This is a genomic window from Spirosoma migulaei (assembly GCF_054776855.1).
The window spans coordinates 58,234-74,750 of record NZ_BAAHBG010000008.1 but is presented as its reverse complement, the minus strand read 5'-3'; the positions used below and the strand labels follow the sequence as shown (position 1 = coordinate 74,750).

Annotated in this window: 14 protein-coding genes; 6 read left to right on the top strand and 8 right to left on the bottom strand. The window is 49.9% G+C overall.

Going from position 1 to position 16,517, the window contains the following annotated elements; all coding sequences use genetic code 11:
• Positions 1-415: 415 nt before the first annotated feature.
• The gene (locus tag ACYVGO_RS10040) at positions 416-1,291 is read right to left on the bottom strand and encodes a pirin family protein (protein ID WP_460969136.1); all 876 of its coding nucleotides are present in this window, start codon (positions 1,289-1,291) and stop codon (positions 416-418) included.
• Positions 1,292-1,457: 166 nt separating this feature from the next.
• Between ACYVGO_RS10040 and ACYVGO_RS10035 the strand changes: the two genes are divergently transcribed.
• On the top strand, positions 1,458-1,814 hold the full coding sequence (locus tag ACYVGO_RS10035; protein ID WP_142775543.1) for a winged helix-turn-helix transcriptional regulator: 357 nt from the start codon (positions 1,458-1,460) through the stop codon (positions 1,812-1,814).
• A 215-nt stretch (positions 1,815-2,029) separates the two neighbouring features.
• Here the strand turns inward: ACYVGO_RS10035 and ACYVGO_RS10030 are convergent, their stop codons facing one another.
• Positions 2,030-4,072 carry a hypothetical protein gene (locus ACYVGO_RS10030; RefSeq protein WP_460969135.1) on the bottom strand — a complete coding sequence of 681 codons (2,043 nt, stop codon included), beginning with the start codon at positions 4,070-4,072 and terminating at the stop codon, positions 2,030-2,032.
• Between the two features lie 317 nt (positions 4,073-4,389).
• Entirely contained in the window at positions 4,390-5,289 is a 900-nt protein-coding gene (locus tag ACYVGO_RS10025; protein WP_460969133.1) for a helix-turn-helix domain-containing protein, read from the bottom strand.
• Positions 5,290-5,495: 206 nt separating this feature from the next.
• On the opposite strand from ACYVGO_RS10025, the gene ACYVGO_RS10020 reads away from it, so the two are divergent.
• The 5 genes from ACYVGO_RS10020 (at position 5,496) to ACYVGO_RS10000 (ending at position 10,074) form a co-directional block, all read left to right on the top strand.
• Positions 5,496-6,257, top strand: coding sequence for an SDR family NAD(P)-dependent oxidoreductase (locus tag ACYVGO_RS10020; protein WP_460969132.1), 762 nt, complete (start codon positions 5,496-5,498; stop codon positions 6,255-6,257).
• A 37-nt stretch (positions 6,258-6,294) separates the two neighbouring features.
• Positions 6,295-6,774, top strand: a complete 480-nt coding sequence (locus tag ACYVGO_RS10015) for a (R)-mandelonitrile lyase (protein WP_460969131.1) — start codon at positions 6,295-6,297, stop codon at positions 6,772-6,774.
• 70 nt (positions 6,775-6,844) lie between these two features.
• Positions 6,845-7,528, top strand: a complete 684-nt coding sequence (locus ACYVGO_RS10010) for a carboxymuconolactone decarboxylase family protein (RefSeq protein ID WP_460969130.1) — start codon at positions 6,845-6,847, stop codon at positions 7,526-7,528.
• A gap of 89 nt (positions 7,529-7,617) precedes the next feature.
• A complete protein-coding gene (locus ACYVGO_RS10005; protein WP_460969129.1) occupies positions 7,618-8,031 on the top strand; it encodes a putative quinol monooxygenase in 414 nt (137 codons plus the stop codon).
• Positions 8,032-8,154: 123 nt separating this feature from the next.
• Positions 8,155-10,074, top strand: coding sequence for a pyrroloquinoline quinone-dependent dehydrogenase (locus tag ACYVGO_RS10000; RefSeq protein ID WP_460969128.1), 1,920 nt, complete (start codon positions 8,155-8,157; stop codon positions 10,072-10,074).
• Between the two features lie 123 nt (positions 10,075-10,197).
• Here the strand turns inward: ACYVGO_RS10000 and ACYVGO_RS09995 are convergent, their stop codons facing one another.
• From ACYVGO_RS09995 to ACYVGO_RS09975, 5 genes are all read right to left on the bottom strand, one after another.
• Positions 10,198-11,085 (bottom strand): helix-turn-helix domain-containing protein, encoded by an 888-nt coding sequence (locus ACYVGO_RS09995; protein WP_142772941.1) that lies wholly within the window; start codon positions 11,083-11,085, stop codon positions 10,198-10,200.
• 74 nt (positions 11,086-11,159) lie between these two features.
• Positions 11,160-11,984, bottom strand: coding sequence for an SDR family NAD(P)-dependent oxidoreductase (locus ACYVGO_RS09990; protein ID WP_460969127.1), 825 nt, complete (start codon positions 11,982-11,984; stop codon positions 11,160-11,162).
• A gap of 279 nt (positions 11,985-12,263) precedes the next feature.
• Positions 12,264-13,217 (bottom strand): hypothetical protein, encoded by a 954-nt coding sequence (locus tag ACYVGO_RS09985; protein ID WP_460969126.1) that lies wholly within the window; start codon positions 13,215-13,217, stop codon positions 12,264-12,266.
• A gap of 291 nt (positions 13,218-13,508) precedes the next feature.
• On the bottom strand, positions 13,509-14,711 hold the full coding sequence (locus ACYVGO_RS09980) for a glycoside hydrolase family 88/105 protein (protein WP_460969125.1): 1,203 nt from the start codon (positions 14,709-14,711) through the stop codon (positions 13,509-13,511).
• A 10-nt stretch (positions 14,712-14,721) separates the two neighbouring features.
• A complete protein-coding gene (locus ACYVGO_RS09975) occupies positions 14,722-16,398 on the bottom strand; it encodes a glycoside hydrolase family 43 protein (RefSeq protein ID WP_460969124.1) in 1,677 nt (558 codons plus the stop codon).
• Positions 16,399-16,517 lie beyond the last annotated feature (119 nt).

The following is a 16,517-nucleotide window of genomic DNA, read 5'->3' as shown; positions in this document are numbered from 1 at the left end:
GTGGTAACTGTAATTGAAATAACGCAATCACTAACTTTTTGGGATTTTAGAAGCTAATAATGGACGTATTTTGGCTGGATATTTTTTTCGGAGTGTATCGTTATAATGGAATGACTCCTCACGGACTTTAGACGTAAAGAGGGGCAGAAATAAGGTGTATAGCTGTTCTAAAAACGCCCCATTTAAGAAGCGCATACATGAAATTCCCTTCGTCTCATATGGGAGAGTAGGTTGAGAATACGCTTTAATATCTGTCCTGTGTCCCGCTTCGGCACGGTCCGCCGTTGTGATACTAGCTACAGCAACTCAATAACGAGCGTTTAACGCGAAATTATAAAACAGGGATTATAATCAGAAACGGTCATTTCTGGTTATAATCCCTACGAACTAGGCCTTTCAATTAGCACATAGCTGATTAGTAGTGAATACGTTGCCCTTGGGGAAGGGTGGCAATATGGTTCAGCTTACCCTGTCTATAATCCTGGTAAAGCCGACGAATGTCCTCTTGCGTATCGCCAATGAAGGGTCCATGGGATACAATTTCGTCCCCCTGCCGTTCGCCGGCATAAAGAATGACGCGACCTCCCGTTTCACCAGCCGTTAATCTAAGTTCACTCAGGACGTCATCATCCGCGAATCGGTCAAGCCAGCCCACTTGATCCTGCATTAACTGTTTCTTCGCGTCGCCAACTTCCACACTACCCTCAATCGCATACAAAAAGGCGGTGTAGGGCGCAGGAATATATTGTACGGTAGATGCATGGGGTGCCAACCAGATATCGGCCAGAATCAGGGGCGTATAATTCTGAACGGGCGAGGTTACACCCGCCAAAGAGCCGCTGTAGACTTTGATATCCACCGACTCATTGGTAACTCTGGGCACATGGTTTAAGGGAATGTCCTGCACCCGTGGTGTAGCCCAGCGGTCTTTCTTGGGCAGCGTCAACCATAATTGCAAGAGACGCATATTGGCTTCACGCTCGATGGTTTCGGTATGAATCACGCCACTCCCGGCCGTCATTAGTTGTAAATCGCCCCCACTCATGCGGTAAGCCTCATCGCCCATCTCGCCTTCCAGCAATAGGGAAACCGTTTCAAAACCGGCGTGGGGGTGTGGTCCACCGACTGGCTGTTCATCCCGTTTTTCGAGCCGATCATCCATCAAGACGATAAACGGATCGCTCTCTGAAAAAGCAACCTGAATGAGAGGGCTGGCAAGATGGCCCGCTCCTAAAAATCCCCGCTGGGCTTGGGGTGTATATAGTTTGGCAAGATTTCGTTGAATGCTCATATCACTACCTGGTTTATGAAGGGTCAATGCTTGTGTTCCCTTTGCTTCTACAAATTTACTACATTTGCTATACTTTAGTAAGTAGTATACTCGAGTATAGTACTATACTCAAGTATAGCAACAAGCCCAATAAGGCAAACAACCTGCTTATTCCAAACGATAGTCTATGGAGCCAACAAACTTATTACCGGAGGAATGTAGCCGTACTTTGCGCCCCATACGGGATGCCCTGGATGTATTAAATGGGAAGTGGAAGTTGCCGATTATTGTGGCCCTTACCTTCGGGGAGAAGCGGTTTGGGGAAATCGCCAAAGAGGTTCAGGGGATTACGGATCGGATGCTCTCCAAAGAATTACGGGATCTGGAGTTAAACGGGTTGGTCAAGCGAACTCTATATGACACCTATCCCGCTAAGGTGACGTACACGTTAACAGCTCATAGCCAAACACTACATGACGTGATTGAATCCTTACGCAAATGGGGCGAGTTACATCGGCAAAAGATGATCTCGGGCGATAAATGAATGACAGGAAATAGTTTACGCTTGGTTGGATTAACTGTCTCTAAAAACACCCATTTCTTGAAGTAAACACATAAACGCTCATTCGTCTCCCAAAGGAGCGTTGTTTGAGAACCAATACCTTGTACTTACAAACAGGAAGGTTGATAGGCAGACTTCATAACAAAAGCAGACCCGCCAATTTTGTTCTGGCGGGTCTGTTCCCTCCTACACAAATCTTATCGGCTCTTGATCAACTTTACCGTCTGAACTTGACCCTCCGTGCGTACCTGGACCAGGTGTGTACCTACTTCTTGGCTTAAAGGCAGGCTGATCCGTTCCCGATCTGTGGACCAATCCAGCCGCTGCTGGTGCTGGCTTCGACCCTGAATGTCCAGCACCGTCACCTCTACCCAACGCCCGATAACTCCGCTAATTTCTACGTCCACCTGCTGACTCTGTACTGGATTGCCAAACACCTTAACCTGTAAGCCATTGCCGACTTCACTGGCTGCCTGCCGAGCTCCCCCAGTACAGGCAACCAGCCAGAAGTAATTATAGGCCGAGGTCGTATTCCCCTGTTGGGCAATCAGCGTCAGCAACGGCTGTTCAGTCGATAAGGTCTGTCTATAAGGACCGGCCTGGGTCGTGATTATTCCATTGGTCATGGCCAGCACGATTTGCTCACCCGTCAGCCCTGTATACTGAGGAGTAAACGTCACCTGCCACTGATTCCCCCCCAGGTTCTGACACCCAGTCGTGGTGACACCAACCAACGTAAAATGTTGAGTCGGTGGGGTGGTTCCGTTCACGGTGAGTTGGAACGTAGTTGAGACAAACAAGCCACTTGGATCAACCGCCGTTACACTGATCGGAAAACTGCCCGTGCTAGCGGGCGTACCGCTAATAATGACCCCGGTTCGGGTCAGGGGTGCGGGAAGACCGGATACGATATAGGTTAAGGGGTTTCCATCAGGATCCGTAACATAGTTCGCTAAGCTGAGTTGGTAAGCTTGCCCTGTCTGGGCCGTCTGGGGGGGAATACCCGGGGTGGTAGGCGGGCGGTTGGGCGTAGTCGTGTTGCAGCCAGCCAGCCACTGATAGTTATAGCTGCTTAGAACCCCGTTCTGCTGGGCAATCAGGGTAATGAGCGGATTGCTGGTGTCGAGATTGAGGCTATAGGGGCCTGGTTGGGTGGTAAAGGGAAGCTGCTGATAGACGGTGAAAAGGATGGGCTGTCCTGTGGTACCCACGTATTGGGGGGTGAAGGAGAGTTGTCGTTGGGTAGCCGAGATGGTCTGGCAACTAATCAGGTTGACGCCGGTAATGGCGAAGCTAGTCGCTGATGGGTTGACCGTAATGATGATGGGTACCCAGGCGGATCCCTCCTGACCATTCACATTATTGTGCGCGTTGACGGTCAGCTTCATGACGCCCGTGGCGGTGGGCGTGCCGGTAAGGGAAGGGGGGTAAGTTACATAAGACAGGCTCAATCCATTGTCCGGTAGCTGCGGTGAAGAGTAACCGGTGCTGTTGTCGTGCAATAGGACCGGTATCTCGAAGTGAAACGGCACTCCAGCGGTGGCTGTCAGGCTGATAGGGGTAGGAGGATTGACCGTGATAGTAACGGGTACCCAGGCCGATTCCACCTGAGTATTGAAATGACTGATTGAATTGATGGTCAGGCTCATCACACCCGTGGCGTTTGGCGCGCCGACGATAGAAGGGGGATACGTTACATACGACAGGCTCAATCCATTGCCAGGTAGCTCCGGAGACGAGTAGCTCGCATTATTTTCGAGCACGAGTACCGGTATCTCGTAGTGAAACGGCACCCCAGCGGTGGCCGTCAGGCTGATGGGGGTGGGTGGAATCACGGTGAGGGTGATGGGCACCCAGGCCGATTCTGGCTGACCATTTACAGTTAGATTGGCATTGATAGTCAGGTTCATCACACCTGTGGTATTTGGTGTACCCACGATGGATGGGGGTAAGGTTACGTAAGCTATGCTCAATCCATTGCCCGGTAGCTGTGGTGAGGAGTAAATCGCACCTTGAGTCAGTAGGGCCGGGAGCTTGTAGTTAAAGGGCACCCCCGCGGTAGCTGTCAGGCTGATGGGGGTAGGGTCGATAGCTGTATTTGGTTCACGAAAAGCCTTTGTAGCCTGAATAGAATCGATCTCGGTGAATTTAAGCCGAACCTCGGCCTGCAAATTCCAGCAGACAAGCAGCAACAATCCAATTAACCAACCGAGTGCTCGAGAAGTAGTACGTGTAGACATATCAGGAGTGTTTAAGTAAGATTGTGGTATCTCCTAATACTACTTAAGTCTGGCTACTAAACTCCTTACAAATGTGTAATCGGTAACTTATTTTATTGAATAGTCCACCTTTAAATTACCCTTTCGAAAAACACCCGTTTCCTGTAGCAGACGAGTGAAGATTCTATCGTCTCAAGTAGGAGGGTTTGCTGAGATTTCTTCACTCACGGTGACAACGCATTGGAACTATTGAAACTTCCTAAGTAAAGCTGGTAAGCAAGGATATAAAAACGAAACGTTAGCTACCCGGAGGCATTACGAATTACCTATAAGAAGAGTCAATTCAGCGAATTCCGATAGTCTTTGGGCGTGTGACCTACATGCTGTTTAAAAAGTCGGGTGAAGTGTTGCGGATATTTAAAGCCTAGTTCATAAGCTATCTCGCTGACAGATGCACCATGACTCAGTAGCTTTTCTTTCGCTATATCGATCACTTTCAACTGAATATATTCCAACGTGGTTTTGCCCGTTTCCTTTTTGACTAAGTCCCCAAAATAATTGGCCGATAAATTCAGTTGATCAGCGCAGTAACTAACCGTGGGTAAGCCCTCGGTTTGCGGTTTATCGGAGTTTAAATAAGCCGTCAACAACGTTTCGAACCGTTCCAATGTGTCATGGTTGGCATCGTTTCTGCTGATAAACTGACGGTCGTAGAAACGCCGGCAATAATTCAAAAACAGCTCAATGTTGGCCGCAATTAAGGTTTTACTGTGCTTATCGGTCCCCTGTTCCAGTTCGTACTGAATCTTGGCAAAACAATCCAGCACCAGCCGTCTTTCCTTTTCTGACAGGTGCAACGCTTCCCGGGTTTGGTACGAGAAGAATGTATACTCATCAATATGCTTACCCAGTGACGTCCCGCGAATCAGGTCAGGATGAAATAATAAGGCATACCCCTGTGGTTTGTAATCAGCATTAATATCCACGTTAATAACCTGACCCGGCGCCACAAAGACCAGCGTCCGATCCTGGTAATCATAAGTGTGCCGGCCATACTTCATATCCCCGCATTTTACATCCTTCAAGTACACCGCATAAAAGCCGAAGTTCATGCGGGATGCATAAATTCCGGGTACCCAGCCACTAAAGTCAATCACACTCACCAGCGGATGCAAATTTTCCTGCTGGTAAAAGGCATCATGCTCACTGACACTATTTAGTCTCAAAATGGTATCCATCGGCTTGCTCGTTTTTAACGAATACAAAAGTACGCCTTCTCGCACGCCAGCCATAGCTGGCAAGTCCAATCAGTGAAATAGGTAGGTATATCCGTAACCTGTATAAAAAGGATGCGGATCTGGGTAAGACCTTTGTCATACAAAAGGAGAAACGAAAATAGTCGGATTTAACACGGCTGTTTCTGCTGATAAACTAAACTACAGCAATGGATACTTGGAAAGACAAAGTCGCGCTGGTAACGGGGGCGGGCTCCGGCATTGGCCTGGCAACCGCCAAAGCATTTGCCCAGGCCGGTGCGTCGGTAGCGTTAGCTGATTGGGATGCGAAAGCCGTTCGGGCTGCGGCTGACCAACTGGCTACTCAGGGATACAACACCCTGGCTATCGTTTGTGATGTGTCAGACGATAGTCAGGTCGAGGCTATGATTCAGAAAGCAGTAACCACATTCGGGCGGCTGGACGCGGCCTTCAATAACGCTGGTGTTCAAAACGAACTAGCCAGTGCTGCTGATCAGACTCGGGAAGACTTTGACCGGGTTACCGGTATTAATCTACGTGGTGTCTGGAGCTGTATGAAATATGAGCTGCAACACATGCGTCAGCAGGGCAGTGGTGCCATTGTTAACTGCTCCTCGATTGGTGGCATATTAGGAGGAGCCCAGCGAGGAACCTACCATGCGGCCAAACATGGCGTTATTGGTCTGACCAAAAGTGCCGCCTTAGAGTATGCCCCGCTCGGTATTCGCATCAACACCGTCTGTCCGGGACTGATACAGACGTCCATGGCCGATAAAATGATTGCCAGTGGTCAAAAAGAAGCACTGGATGCTATGTTGCAAGCCGTACCGGTTGGCCGCCTGGGTCGTCCGGAAGAAATTGCGTCGGTAGTTGTCTTTCTATGCAGCGAGGCCGCAAGCTTAATCGTCGGGCATACGTTGGTTGCCGATGGCGGCTATAGTATTCAATAGGCATTGAGCTTCGCTATACTCAACTCATATAAACGTTATGAAATCGATCATTTTATTCAGCGCCTTACTACTCCTGGGCAACCTGCGCGGTCATTCCCAGTCAACGGAGAAAACTTCGGCCGTTCAGGCGGTTATCTTCCCAAAAGGTGATAAAGCCCCAGCTGAAAACTTCACGGGAACGGTATGGGTCAACTCATTAGTGCCGGACGATGCCACCTACAACTGCGTGGTAGGCAGCGTTACGTTCGAAGTTGGTGCCCGAAGTAATTGGCACTCCCATCCGGCCGGACAACTTCTGTTGATTACAGACGGTACGGGCTATTATCAGGAAAAAGGCAAACCCATTCAGCTTATGCACAAAGGCGATGTAGTCAAATGCCCACCGAACACCGAGCATTGGCATGGAGCTTCTCCACAGAGCATGATGAGTCACATTTCGATCATTCCCAATTCGGAAAAGGGAATTGCGGTCTGGCTCAAAAAAGTAACGGATCAGGAATACAACAACGGCAAATGATTCGCCTAGAAACACCATGAAGCCACTACGTATCTCCCTTTTTCTAACACTTCTGTTATCATTCATAGCGATGAACTCCTTAAAGGCCCAAAATAATACCGATACGCCTAAAACACTGGATGTAAAAGAGCAAGGTCTAGTGAACATCTCAGCCCTAACGGCTACCGGTGATCTGACAAAACTAAAACCGGCCTTACACACAGGACTGGACGCTGGATTAACCATCAATGAACTAAAAGAAGCATTGGTCCAACTTTACGCCTACTGCGGTTTTCCCCGAAGTTTAAACGGGTTGAATACCTTGATGGCGGTGCTCGACGAGCGTAAAGCGGCTGGTAAAGTGGACATTGGTGGGAAGGACGCTACACCAGTAACCAATACGGTAAACAAGTATGAAACTGGTAAGAAAACGCTGGAAGCACTCACCAAACTGCCCGACAAAGGCCCTACCGTTGGTGTGAACGGTTTTGCTCCGATTATCGATACGTTTCTGAAAGAACACCTGTTTGCCGACATCTTCAGCCGGGATATTCTTACCTATGCCCAACGGGAACTCATCACCATTTCAGCACTGGCCAGTTTACCGGGACTCCAATCGCAATTACAGGCCCACATCGGTATGGGTATGAATGTAGGACTAACCCAGGCACAATTAAGCCAGTCTTTTTCAATCATCGGAAAAAGCGTTGGTCAACGAGAAGCGGAGACGGCTAAAAAGGTGTTAACTAGCGTAGTTACCGCTCGGGGAAACTAATTATCCTGGCGGTAAACAGCCATGAACGAAACCAACTGGTAACGCTATATAACGTCAATAGCCCATTAACCTCTTTAAAACAACGTCCTATGAATAAAAAGTCCTCACTCATCACCTGTTTGCTTTTCGTCAGTATGCTCCTATTTACCAACACGACGGCTTCGGCCCAGGCCGATAACCGGAAAGTCAGGATTGCCAGGATCGAAATTTACCCGACCGATCTCGACGCGTACCGGGCAGCCCTTGCCGAGCATGCCAAAATCGCCGTTCAGGTTGAACCCGGTGTATTAGCTCTTCAGGCAGTATACGATAAAATACATCCTACCCAGGTTACGGTTTTTGAAGTGTATGCCAGCGAGGAGGCTTATCAGGCACACCTGAAGACAGCACACTTCTTAAACTACAAAAATGGAACCCTAAAGATGGTCAAGTCGCTGGAACTGATCGAGGTATCGCCTATTGCGCTAGAAATTAAACCTGATTTGATCAGCAAAAAAGAGTAGAAATAAGGGCTACCTAGGCCACTTGATTACCGACGAATTAAAACCGGGAACCTTGACTATTTGCTCTCTCGGAGATTCTTTACTGGCCAACTTCTCAATCGATTGTACCGATTTATAAACCTAATGAAAAAACAGCGACGACCTGGTAGCCTGACCCAAGTGGTCCTGGCAGCCGTTTCCATCTGGCTCATCACGAGCCGATCTGTGCATGCGCAGAACGACCGGAGCTGGTCGATCTACAAAGGCAATGAGAAGAGTGCAAACTACTCGCCCCTGACCCAACTGACCGTTGATAATGTGAGCAGTTTGAAGCCCGCCTGGACGTTCAGCATGCATGACATGCCGGCCGGTTCGCCCCCCGGCACCAGCGAGTGCAATCCCATCGTGGTCGATGGGGTGATGTACGCCACCTCCGCCAATCAGGGAGCCTACGCCCTGGATGCCGCTACCGGCAAAGAAGTCTGGTCCTTCAATCCGATTCAGGGCAAGACCACCGGCGAAGTCAACCGGGGACTGACCTACTGGGAAAACGGCGACGACAAGCGTATCCTGACGTCGGCCAATAATTTCCTGTATGCGCTGGATGCCAAAACGGGCAAGCCCATTGCCCACTTCGGAGACAACGGGAAAGTGGACTTGAAAGTGGGGCTGCGCGATGATCCAAAGAAAGGGTTTTACGTTTCCTTGACTACCCCCGGTGGCATTTACAAGAATTTGATCATCATTGGTTGCCGAACGCCGGATACCTACGGCTCACAGCCCGGTTTTATCCGGGCCTACGACTGCATAAGCGGTAAATTAGTGTGGACGTTCCATACCGTTCCCTATCCCGGCGAGCCGGGCTATGAAACCTGGCCCAAAGACGCCTACAAAGTGGTGGGTGGTGCCAATAACTGGGCTGGCCTGAGCATCGACAGCCAACGGGGAATGGTATTCGTGGCCCTGGGTTCGGCTTCCTACGATTTCTGGGGCGCGGAACGGAAAGGAAACAACCTGTACGCCAATTGTGTGGTAGCCCTGAATGCGGCCACCGGCAAACACATCTGGCATTTTCAAACCGTGCATCACGACATGTGGGATTACGATTTGCCCGCCCCGCCTGCCCTGGTGACGATTACCAAAAATGGAAAAGCGATTGACGCGGTAGCCCAAATTACCAAACAAGGCTTCGTGTTTGTCTTTAACCGGGAAACGGGTGAGTCCTTGTTTCCCATTGAAGAACGAAAAGTTCCCCAGTCGCAACTACCGGGCGAAGTATCGTCGCCAACGCAACCAGTTCCCCTAAAGCCAGCCCCGTTTGCCCGTCAATTAGTCACCGAAGCGGACTTGACCAATTATTCGGCTGCCGACCATGATTCTTTAGTGAAGCAATTCCGGTCCATGCGCTACACGGGCTTATATTCCCCGCCGGATTTAAAAGGGACGATCCAGTTTCCCGGTACGCGTGGGGGCGGTGAGTGGGGTGGAGCCGCCTTTGATGCGGTCAGTAACCTACTCTACGTAAAGTCGAATAATGCGCCGGATCTGATCACGATTAAGAAAGGGACTATGCATGGGGCCGTCGAGCAGGTTCAGCTATCGGCCAGCCAACTGGCCACCCCTGGCCGTAGCGCGCGGGATGACCAGTACGTCAACAGCACAGGTTACAAAACCTGGAAAGACCCTAGTGGCAACCCGGCCATCACGCCCCCCTGGGGCACCTTGAGTGCGATTGACCTGGCCACTGGGGAGTACGCCTGGCAGATCCCCCTGGGTAATGACGCAGCCCGCCAAAAGCCCGGCGCACCGGAGACGGGACAGGAGGGGAAAGCAGGGCCGGTGGTTACGGCGGGTGGCCTGTTGTTCATTAGTGGTACGGCTGACAATCAACTGCGAGCTATCGACAAGAAAACGGGCAAGCTGCTCTGGAAAACAACCTTGCCAGGACTAGCCAATGCGACGGCCTGTACCTACCAGGCTAACGGCAAGCAATATGTAGCGTTGTCGGTGAGCGGGAGTGCCGAAAATCCATCTGGCTACATGATGGCCTTTGCGCTGCCTTAACTAGCCCTAGTTTCGAGCTTACGTTTTGAGCCTTTGTTGATGAGCCGGACTCTATTCACATAAATTTAATACCTGTTCGACTCAATCTATAGCGTACAAACTACGCTACACGGAGATTTATCCTCAATTCAAATAATGCTTTTTGTAGTGGTTAGGGCTCACCCCTGTTTGTTTCTTGAATAAGCGGGAGAAGTACGGTGGGTTGTCAAAACCAAGCCGATAGGCAGTTTCTACCACGGTATAATCTCCGCCATTGAGCAGATTCTTGGCCTCCGAGACCAAAGCGATGTGAATGAGCTCTAGGGCGGTTTTTCCAGTTTCCTGCTTTAGCAGATCGCTCAGGTACCGGGCCGACATGTGCAACTCAGACGCCAAAAAAGCTACCGTAGGCAATCCTTTTTCCTGTAATAATCCTTGGTCAAGGTACGCTGACAAAATGGTATTGAACTTAGTCGCTGTTGTTCCGGAGCCGATCGTTCGGTTTAGGAACTGCCGTTTATAAAAGCGCTGGGAGTAGTTGAGGATCGATTCAATATGGCCCAGAATAATGTCCCGGGTGAACTCGTCCTGGTTGTTCGTATATTCGATCTCTATTTTCCGGTAAAGCTCCCAGATAATCTGCTGCTCCTTTGGGGATAGATGAAGGGCCTCATTCAGTTCGTAGTTGAAATAGCTGTACTTCTTAATGGCCGTATGCAACGGATGGCCGCTTAGGTAATCGGCATGAAACCATATCTCGAAGCCATCACTTTCCAGGGCGATATCCTTTAGTTGGATGGCTTGCTGTGGTTTCAAAAAATACATCGATCCGCTCTCGTGGTCGTAGCGTGTTCGGCCGTAGCGGATCTCCCCGGAGCGAAGTCGTTTAAAGGCGATAATATAGAAATCCGTTGTCACTTCATAGCTGAATACGCTCCGCAACGGGTTACAGGTAAATAGCGTCAGTAGCGGATTTTCCGGCCCTGGATAATTATTGCAGCGATGTACATCACTCAGGCTTTTGAAATGCATCGGATGAAACGGTAAGATCAGCCTAGGCCTGTGCCCAGGCTGATCGGTTATAAACGAACACTTAGTTGATGCTCTTAGAGGCCATGGGCTTCTACAGAAACCATGTTCCACTCTTCCCAGCTAGCCAGCCGATGCTGATAAATCGCTTTGGCCAGCGGGAGGGCTTTTTTGCCTAGGAACAGGCGTAGCGGAGGATTTGTTGCATCGACCAGCTTTAGAATAGCTGCCGCCGTGGCGTTCGGATCGCCGTAGGTATCGCTTTCGGTCATGGCCGGATTTGAATAAAGCGCGGTCCGTACCTGGTCGTAAGCTGTAATGGGCTTACTCTGAATCGTTGATGCCGTAAAGTCGGTAGCAAATCCATTTGGCTCGACGATGGTTACATGAATACCCATGTCTTTGGTTTCCAGGTAAAGAGCTTCACTGAAGCCTTCGACCGCAAATTTACTGGCGCTATAGATGCCCACAGAAGGAAATGTATAGACGCCCAGCGCACTGGATAGTTGCACAATATGGCCGCTGCCCTGTGCTCTTAGTATCGGTAGAGCAGCCTGGGTGATCCATAGTGAACCAAACAGGTTCGCTTCAATGATATCCCTCGACTCCTGCTCGCCGAGTTCTTCCACCATGCCAACGACACCCATCGCAGCATTATTGATCACCACATCCACCCTGCCAAAATGAGATTTTGCCTTTTCCAGTGCCGAAAAGCAGGCTGCCCGGTTGGTTATATCCAGTTCAAGCGGCAGCACCGCGCTGCCATACTTCTCGACCAGCTCGCTTAGTCCGCTTTCCTTTCTTGAGGTCACCACGACCTGGTCACCCCGCTCCAAAAAAGCTTCTGCCCAAATTCTTCCAAATCCGCGGGATGCCCCCGTTATAAATATTGTCTTAGCCATTGCCTCTTCTTTTTTTGATGAGGCAAAATTACCCTGTTGATCATCAGCGCTCCTTATACAAAACAGCAGAATACGGATACGTTTTTACGACGAAACCAAAGGAAGACTTTTTCACTACCGACTTGTAAAGAATGACTAGTGGCTGAAGTGTCGCTCAAAACGCCCGTTTCGTGGGGAAATTGACAGACCCAATAAGTACTCGTAACAAGGATAGCCTAGTGTTTCAAAAGGTTAACGGAATCCGGGAATTGTTTAGGGATTTTGCCAAATCGGGCTCTTTCAATTTGGCACTAGTCGTCCCTGGGCGTCCTCCACGTGCGGCCGGTTCAGGTCCAGTCCATCCAGAACCAAAACACCTTGTATGGACGACTGCTGCTTAGGGTCCTGCTTCCATGACCAGACCAGTTTACCTGCTGGCGTGTATTCCAGTATCTGTGTACCGCTGGCTCCGTGTTCAGGCCCGTGTCCCTGCCAGTTCGCAACGACCCAATTCCCGTTCTTCAGTATCTGAAACCCCGCAAAAAAATGGGGATTTACAATGGGCGGGCCACTGATACTATCCACCCAGACGCCCTTTTTATCGAATCGCTGGAAGTTGGCCGAATAGCCTCCACTTACCAGCGTAGAACCATTGCCCAGTCGCTGGGCCTGCCAGGCGTGTTGCGCTTTGTCCTGTTTCGTAAGCCGAGCCTGCCACACGATAGTACCATCGGGTTTACCCTCAAACACCTGATCATTGGAGGTAATCAGAAAGTTACCGTCGACGGTTTCCCGAACCAGTCGGACATAGGTAAAATCGGGGTAATTGATGGTTCGTTGCAGGGCCTGGTTCTGGTCCAGTTCCAGCAGTACGATGCCTTTCTTTCCCTGCCAGTTCAGGCCTACGAGCAATATATGACCATTGCGTAGGCGTCGGGCGGCAATGGTGCCATCGAACGTAGTGAGTTCGGCTACTTTGTTGCCCGTTTTAATGTCCCGCTCTTCATACCCCTTACCGGTGCCGATCATCACCCGCCCCTGCCCCACCAGCTGCAGATCCCGACCCGCCGGAATAGCGATAAAGTAGTTTTTTTCGGGGTGGGCCAGGTCAATGTAATTCAATTTAGAAAGCCCCTCGTCACGTAACAACAACTGCCGGGATGGGTAACTAGTGGGAGAGGGTTGCGCAGCACCCTGTAAATAGAGAAGAACAAAAAGTGCGGAAAATAAGCTGGTGGTGAGGTTCTTTTTCATGCGTTAAAGCTAAGCAGATCAGTTGAATGACAGTAGGTTGCTTTTGTCCTCATTACGGTCAGTAGGGTAAATAACGTTAAGTCGGTAGTTTAGTACAAATACGTGATCATGCAGAATTAGTTTTATTCATTCCTGCGTTGTGTGACCCCGATGGGGTCAAATGTTTATAGAAGAGTTTATTTGCTATAAACATCTGACCCCATCGGGGTCACACCAGGCAATAAATGATGTCGGTTACTTACATCTGACACCATGTCAAGCGGCACTAGCACCACCTTACACAGCCTTACTTTACTTCTGCCCCTCAAACTCAAGCGCCAGCATGATGAAGGGGCCGACGGATTTTGGGTCGTTATCCCGTTTGGCTTCCTTACAATAATACTCATAGGAGCCATCGCGGTAGGGCGTGCCACCCAGACCAGCGCCCGCGCAGGCATCCGTAATGGTTACGATGCCTGTGGGTTGAGTTTTAATGAAATTCGTTAGAATGCCGTCGTATCCCTTCCGGGCAACGTCTGCGTATTTCTGGTCAATATAGCCCTTCTTCGCGGCTTTGATCAGGAAATAAACGAACATCGTTGAACCCGACGATTCCAGGTAATTGCCGTCCTGTTTGCCTACGTCCATGACCTGGTACCAAAGACCTGTTTGCTTATCCTGATACGTAGCTAATGTTTGCGCCAGTTGATTCGTAATGGCTATAATCTGCTTTCGTTGCGGATGGTCGTTGGGGAAATAATCCAGAACGTCTACTAAGGTCATGGCGTACCAACCCATACCACGTCCCCAAACATGGGGTGATTTTCCCGTTTCCTTATCTGCCCAGCGCTGCTCTTTGCTTTCGTCCCAGCCGTGATAGTACAGTCCGGTTTTTGGGTCTTTATTATGCCTGTCGATGAGCTGAATTTGATTGGCTACGTCGGCGAACAAGGCAGGTTCGTTGAAGACCTGGGCATACTGGGCTAAAAACGGTGACGCCATGTACAATCCATCGAGCCACATTTGGTGTGGATAATGTTTTTTGTGCCAGAAACCGCCTTCGCTCGTGCGCGGATGGGTTAGCATCTGACTACGTAGTAATCGAATGGCTTTTTCGTATTTTGGGTCATGGGTCTTTTCGTACAAGGCAAAGAGGATTTTGCCCGAGTTAACCGCGTCGATGTTGTATTGGTTAAGGGTATAGGTTTTTATCGTGCCGTCAGGATTAATCAGGTCATCGGCATAGCCCTTGATATACGTGTAGTATTTTTCATCGCCCGATTTCTTCCACAACTGTTCGAGTGCGCTACACACCAACCCATTGCAATACCCCCAGCGAGGCTCTTTGGAAAAGTCGAGCATCCATCCTTTGGGATTTCGGATCATGTCCGAATCGGCCATCCGAACCGACCAGGATGCATTTGTAGCAACGGTGGCTGCGGGTTGGGCAAAAGCCGTAGTTAGGCAAAAGAGTAGCCATAGGGTAAGTGCGCATGGCTTTATTATCTTACTCATTAGTAAAGTATTAAGGTGTAGCACTTGTCACAGGTTCTACCCGGAACCAGTCGAAATCAGCATAACCCGAATCGTTGATCTGGGTGGTACGAGTGCAGAAAATGCCCATCTTGGCACCGATCCAGCGACCTACTTCGGCTTGAAAACTATCGCCTGTTTTCGTGAAATTCTGCCCGTCTAAACTGTAGCTGAACTGGCATTTCGCCCCTTTCGTTACAGCAACGCGCAGGTAAACCGGGGTGCCCGGATTGATACGGGTAATGACTGTCTCTTCTTCGGATTTTCCTTCCGATGCCTTCTTACAAACACCGTAGACCAGAGCAAGTCCCTCTTTGCTACTTTTTAGCATCAGATTGGCATAGCTCAACCCCATAATTATCAAGCCTGCCTTTTCATTTTCCTGTTTCGGATTCGGCTTGAAGATGACCTTTGTGGTGGCCATGAAGGTTTCTGTCGGAAATTTCTGCATCAGCAGGTTTGGCACCTCCCAGTTATTTTTCGTGTCCTCCGGAGTTTTGTAGGAATACAATCGCAGAAATCCCTGCCGACTGGTGGTGTGCCAAATGCCTTTCGGGTTCGCCTGCCACTGCCATTGCAAGCCCAGCGCTGTCGTGTTAAACTCATCCGATTCCGCGGGGGTAGCAATCGGATAGGATTTTCCGCTGGTGTGGTTCGGTTTTTTATAACTCAACACAGGTTCGCCCTTGCCGTCGCCATCGGGGTCTACACCAATCACTGGCCAGTCGGACACCCACTTCATCGGTTGCAGATGTACCACCCGGCCATAGGCTTCTTTATCCTGGAAATGTAAAAACCAGTCTTCAGCGGCTTTCCCTTTGCCCGGATTTGTCGTGACCCACGCGCCCTGATGCGGCCCGTTGATGGGCGTTTTACCCTGATCCATAACGACTTTCCGTTCGTAGGGTCCATAAATACTTTTCGAACGTAACACCAGTTGCCAGCCCGTAGGTACGCCACCCGCCGGGGCAAAGATGTAGTAGTAGCTGTTCCGTTTATAGATTTTCGGCCCTTCGATGGTAGGGTCGGTTTCGTGGCCGTCGTACACAATGGCACCTTCGTCCGTCACCTTTGTGCCATCGGGACTTAGCTTTTTTACCGTAATGATGCTTTTAATCCCGGCCCGGCTACCCGCCCAGCCGTGTACCAGATATACCTGCCCATTGTCATCCCAAAGTGGGCAAGGGTCGATCAGTCCTTTGCCGCTTTCAACCAGCACCGGTGCCGACCAGGGGCCAGCCGGGTTAGTGGCTTTGGTCAGGTAGATGCCAAAATCGGGGTCGGGGTAATAGATGTAGAACTCCTTATTGTGGTAGCGAATAGCAGGTGCCCAAACCCCGTTACCGTGCTGGGTCTTCTCGAAATGATCGAAAGGGGGCTGACGCTTCAGGGCATGACCGATGATGGTCCAGTTCACCAGGTCTTTTGAATGAAGAATGGGTAAACCCGGAATGGCATCGAAACTGGATGCGACCAGATAGAAATCATCTCCCGCCCGGCAGGCATCGGGGTCCGAATAATCGGCGTCCAGAACGGGGTTTTTGTAAGACCCATTGCCTAAGTCCGCTACCCAAACTTTCGACACATAAGGCGTTGGTGTCGGGCTCGTTTGCGCAACGACTAAACGTGTGACTAAAAAAAATATGCCAGAAAGTAATTGTGATTTCATATGCCTATAGCTGCAATCTGAATCTGTTCGAACTATTTATTTAGATGCCTTTTTTGTCATGCTGACGAAGGAAGCATCTCAACTTGTCCTAGCACATTATCAAGGAAGTCTTGAGATGC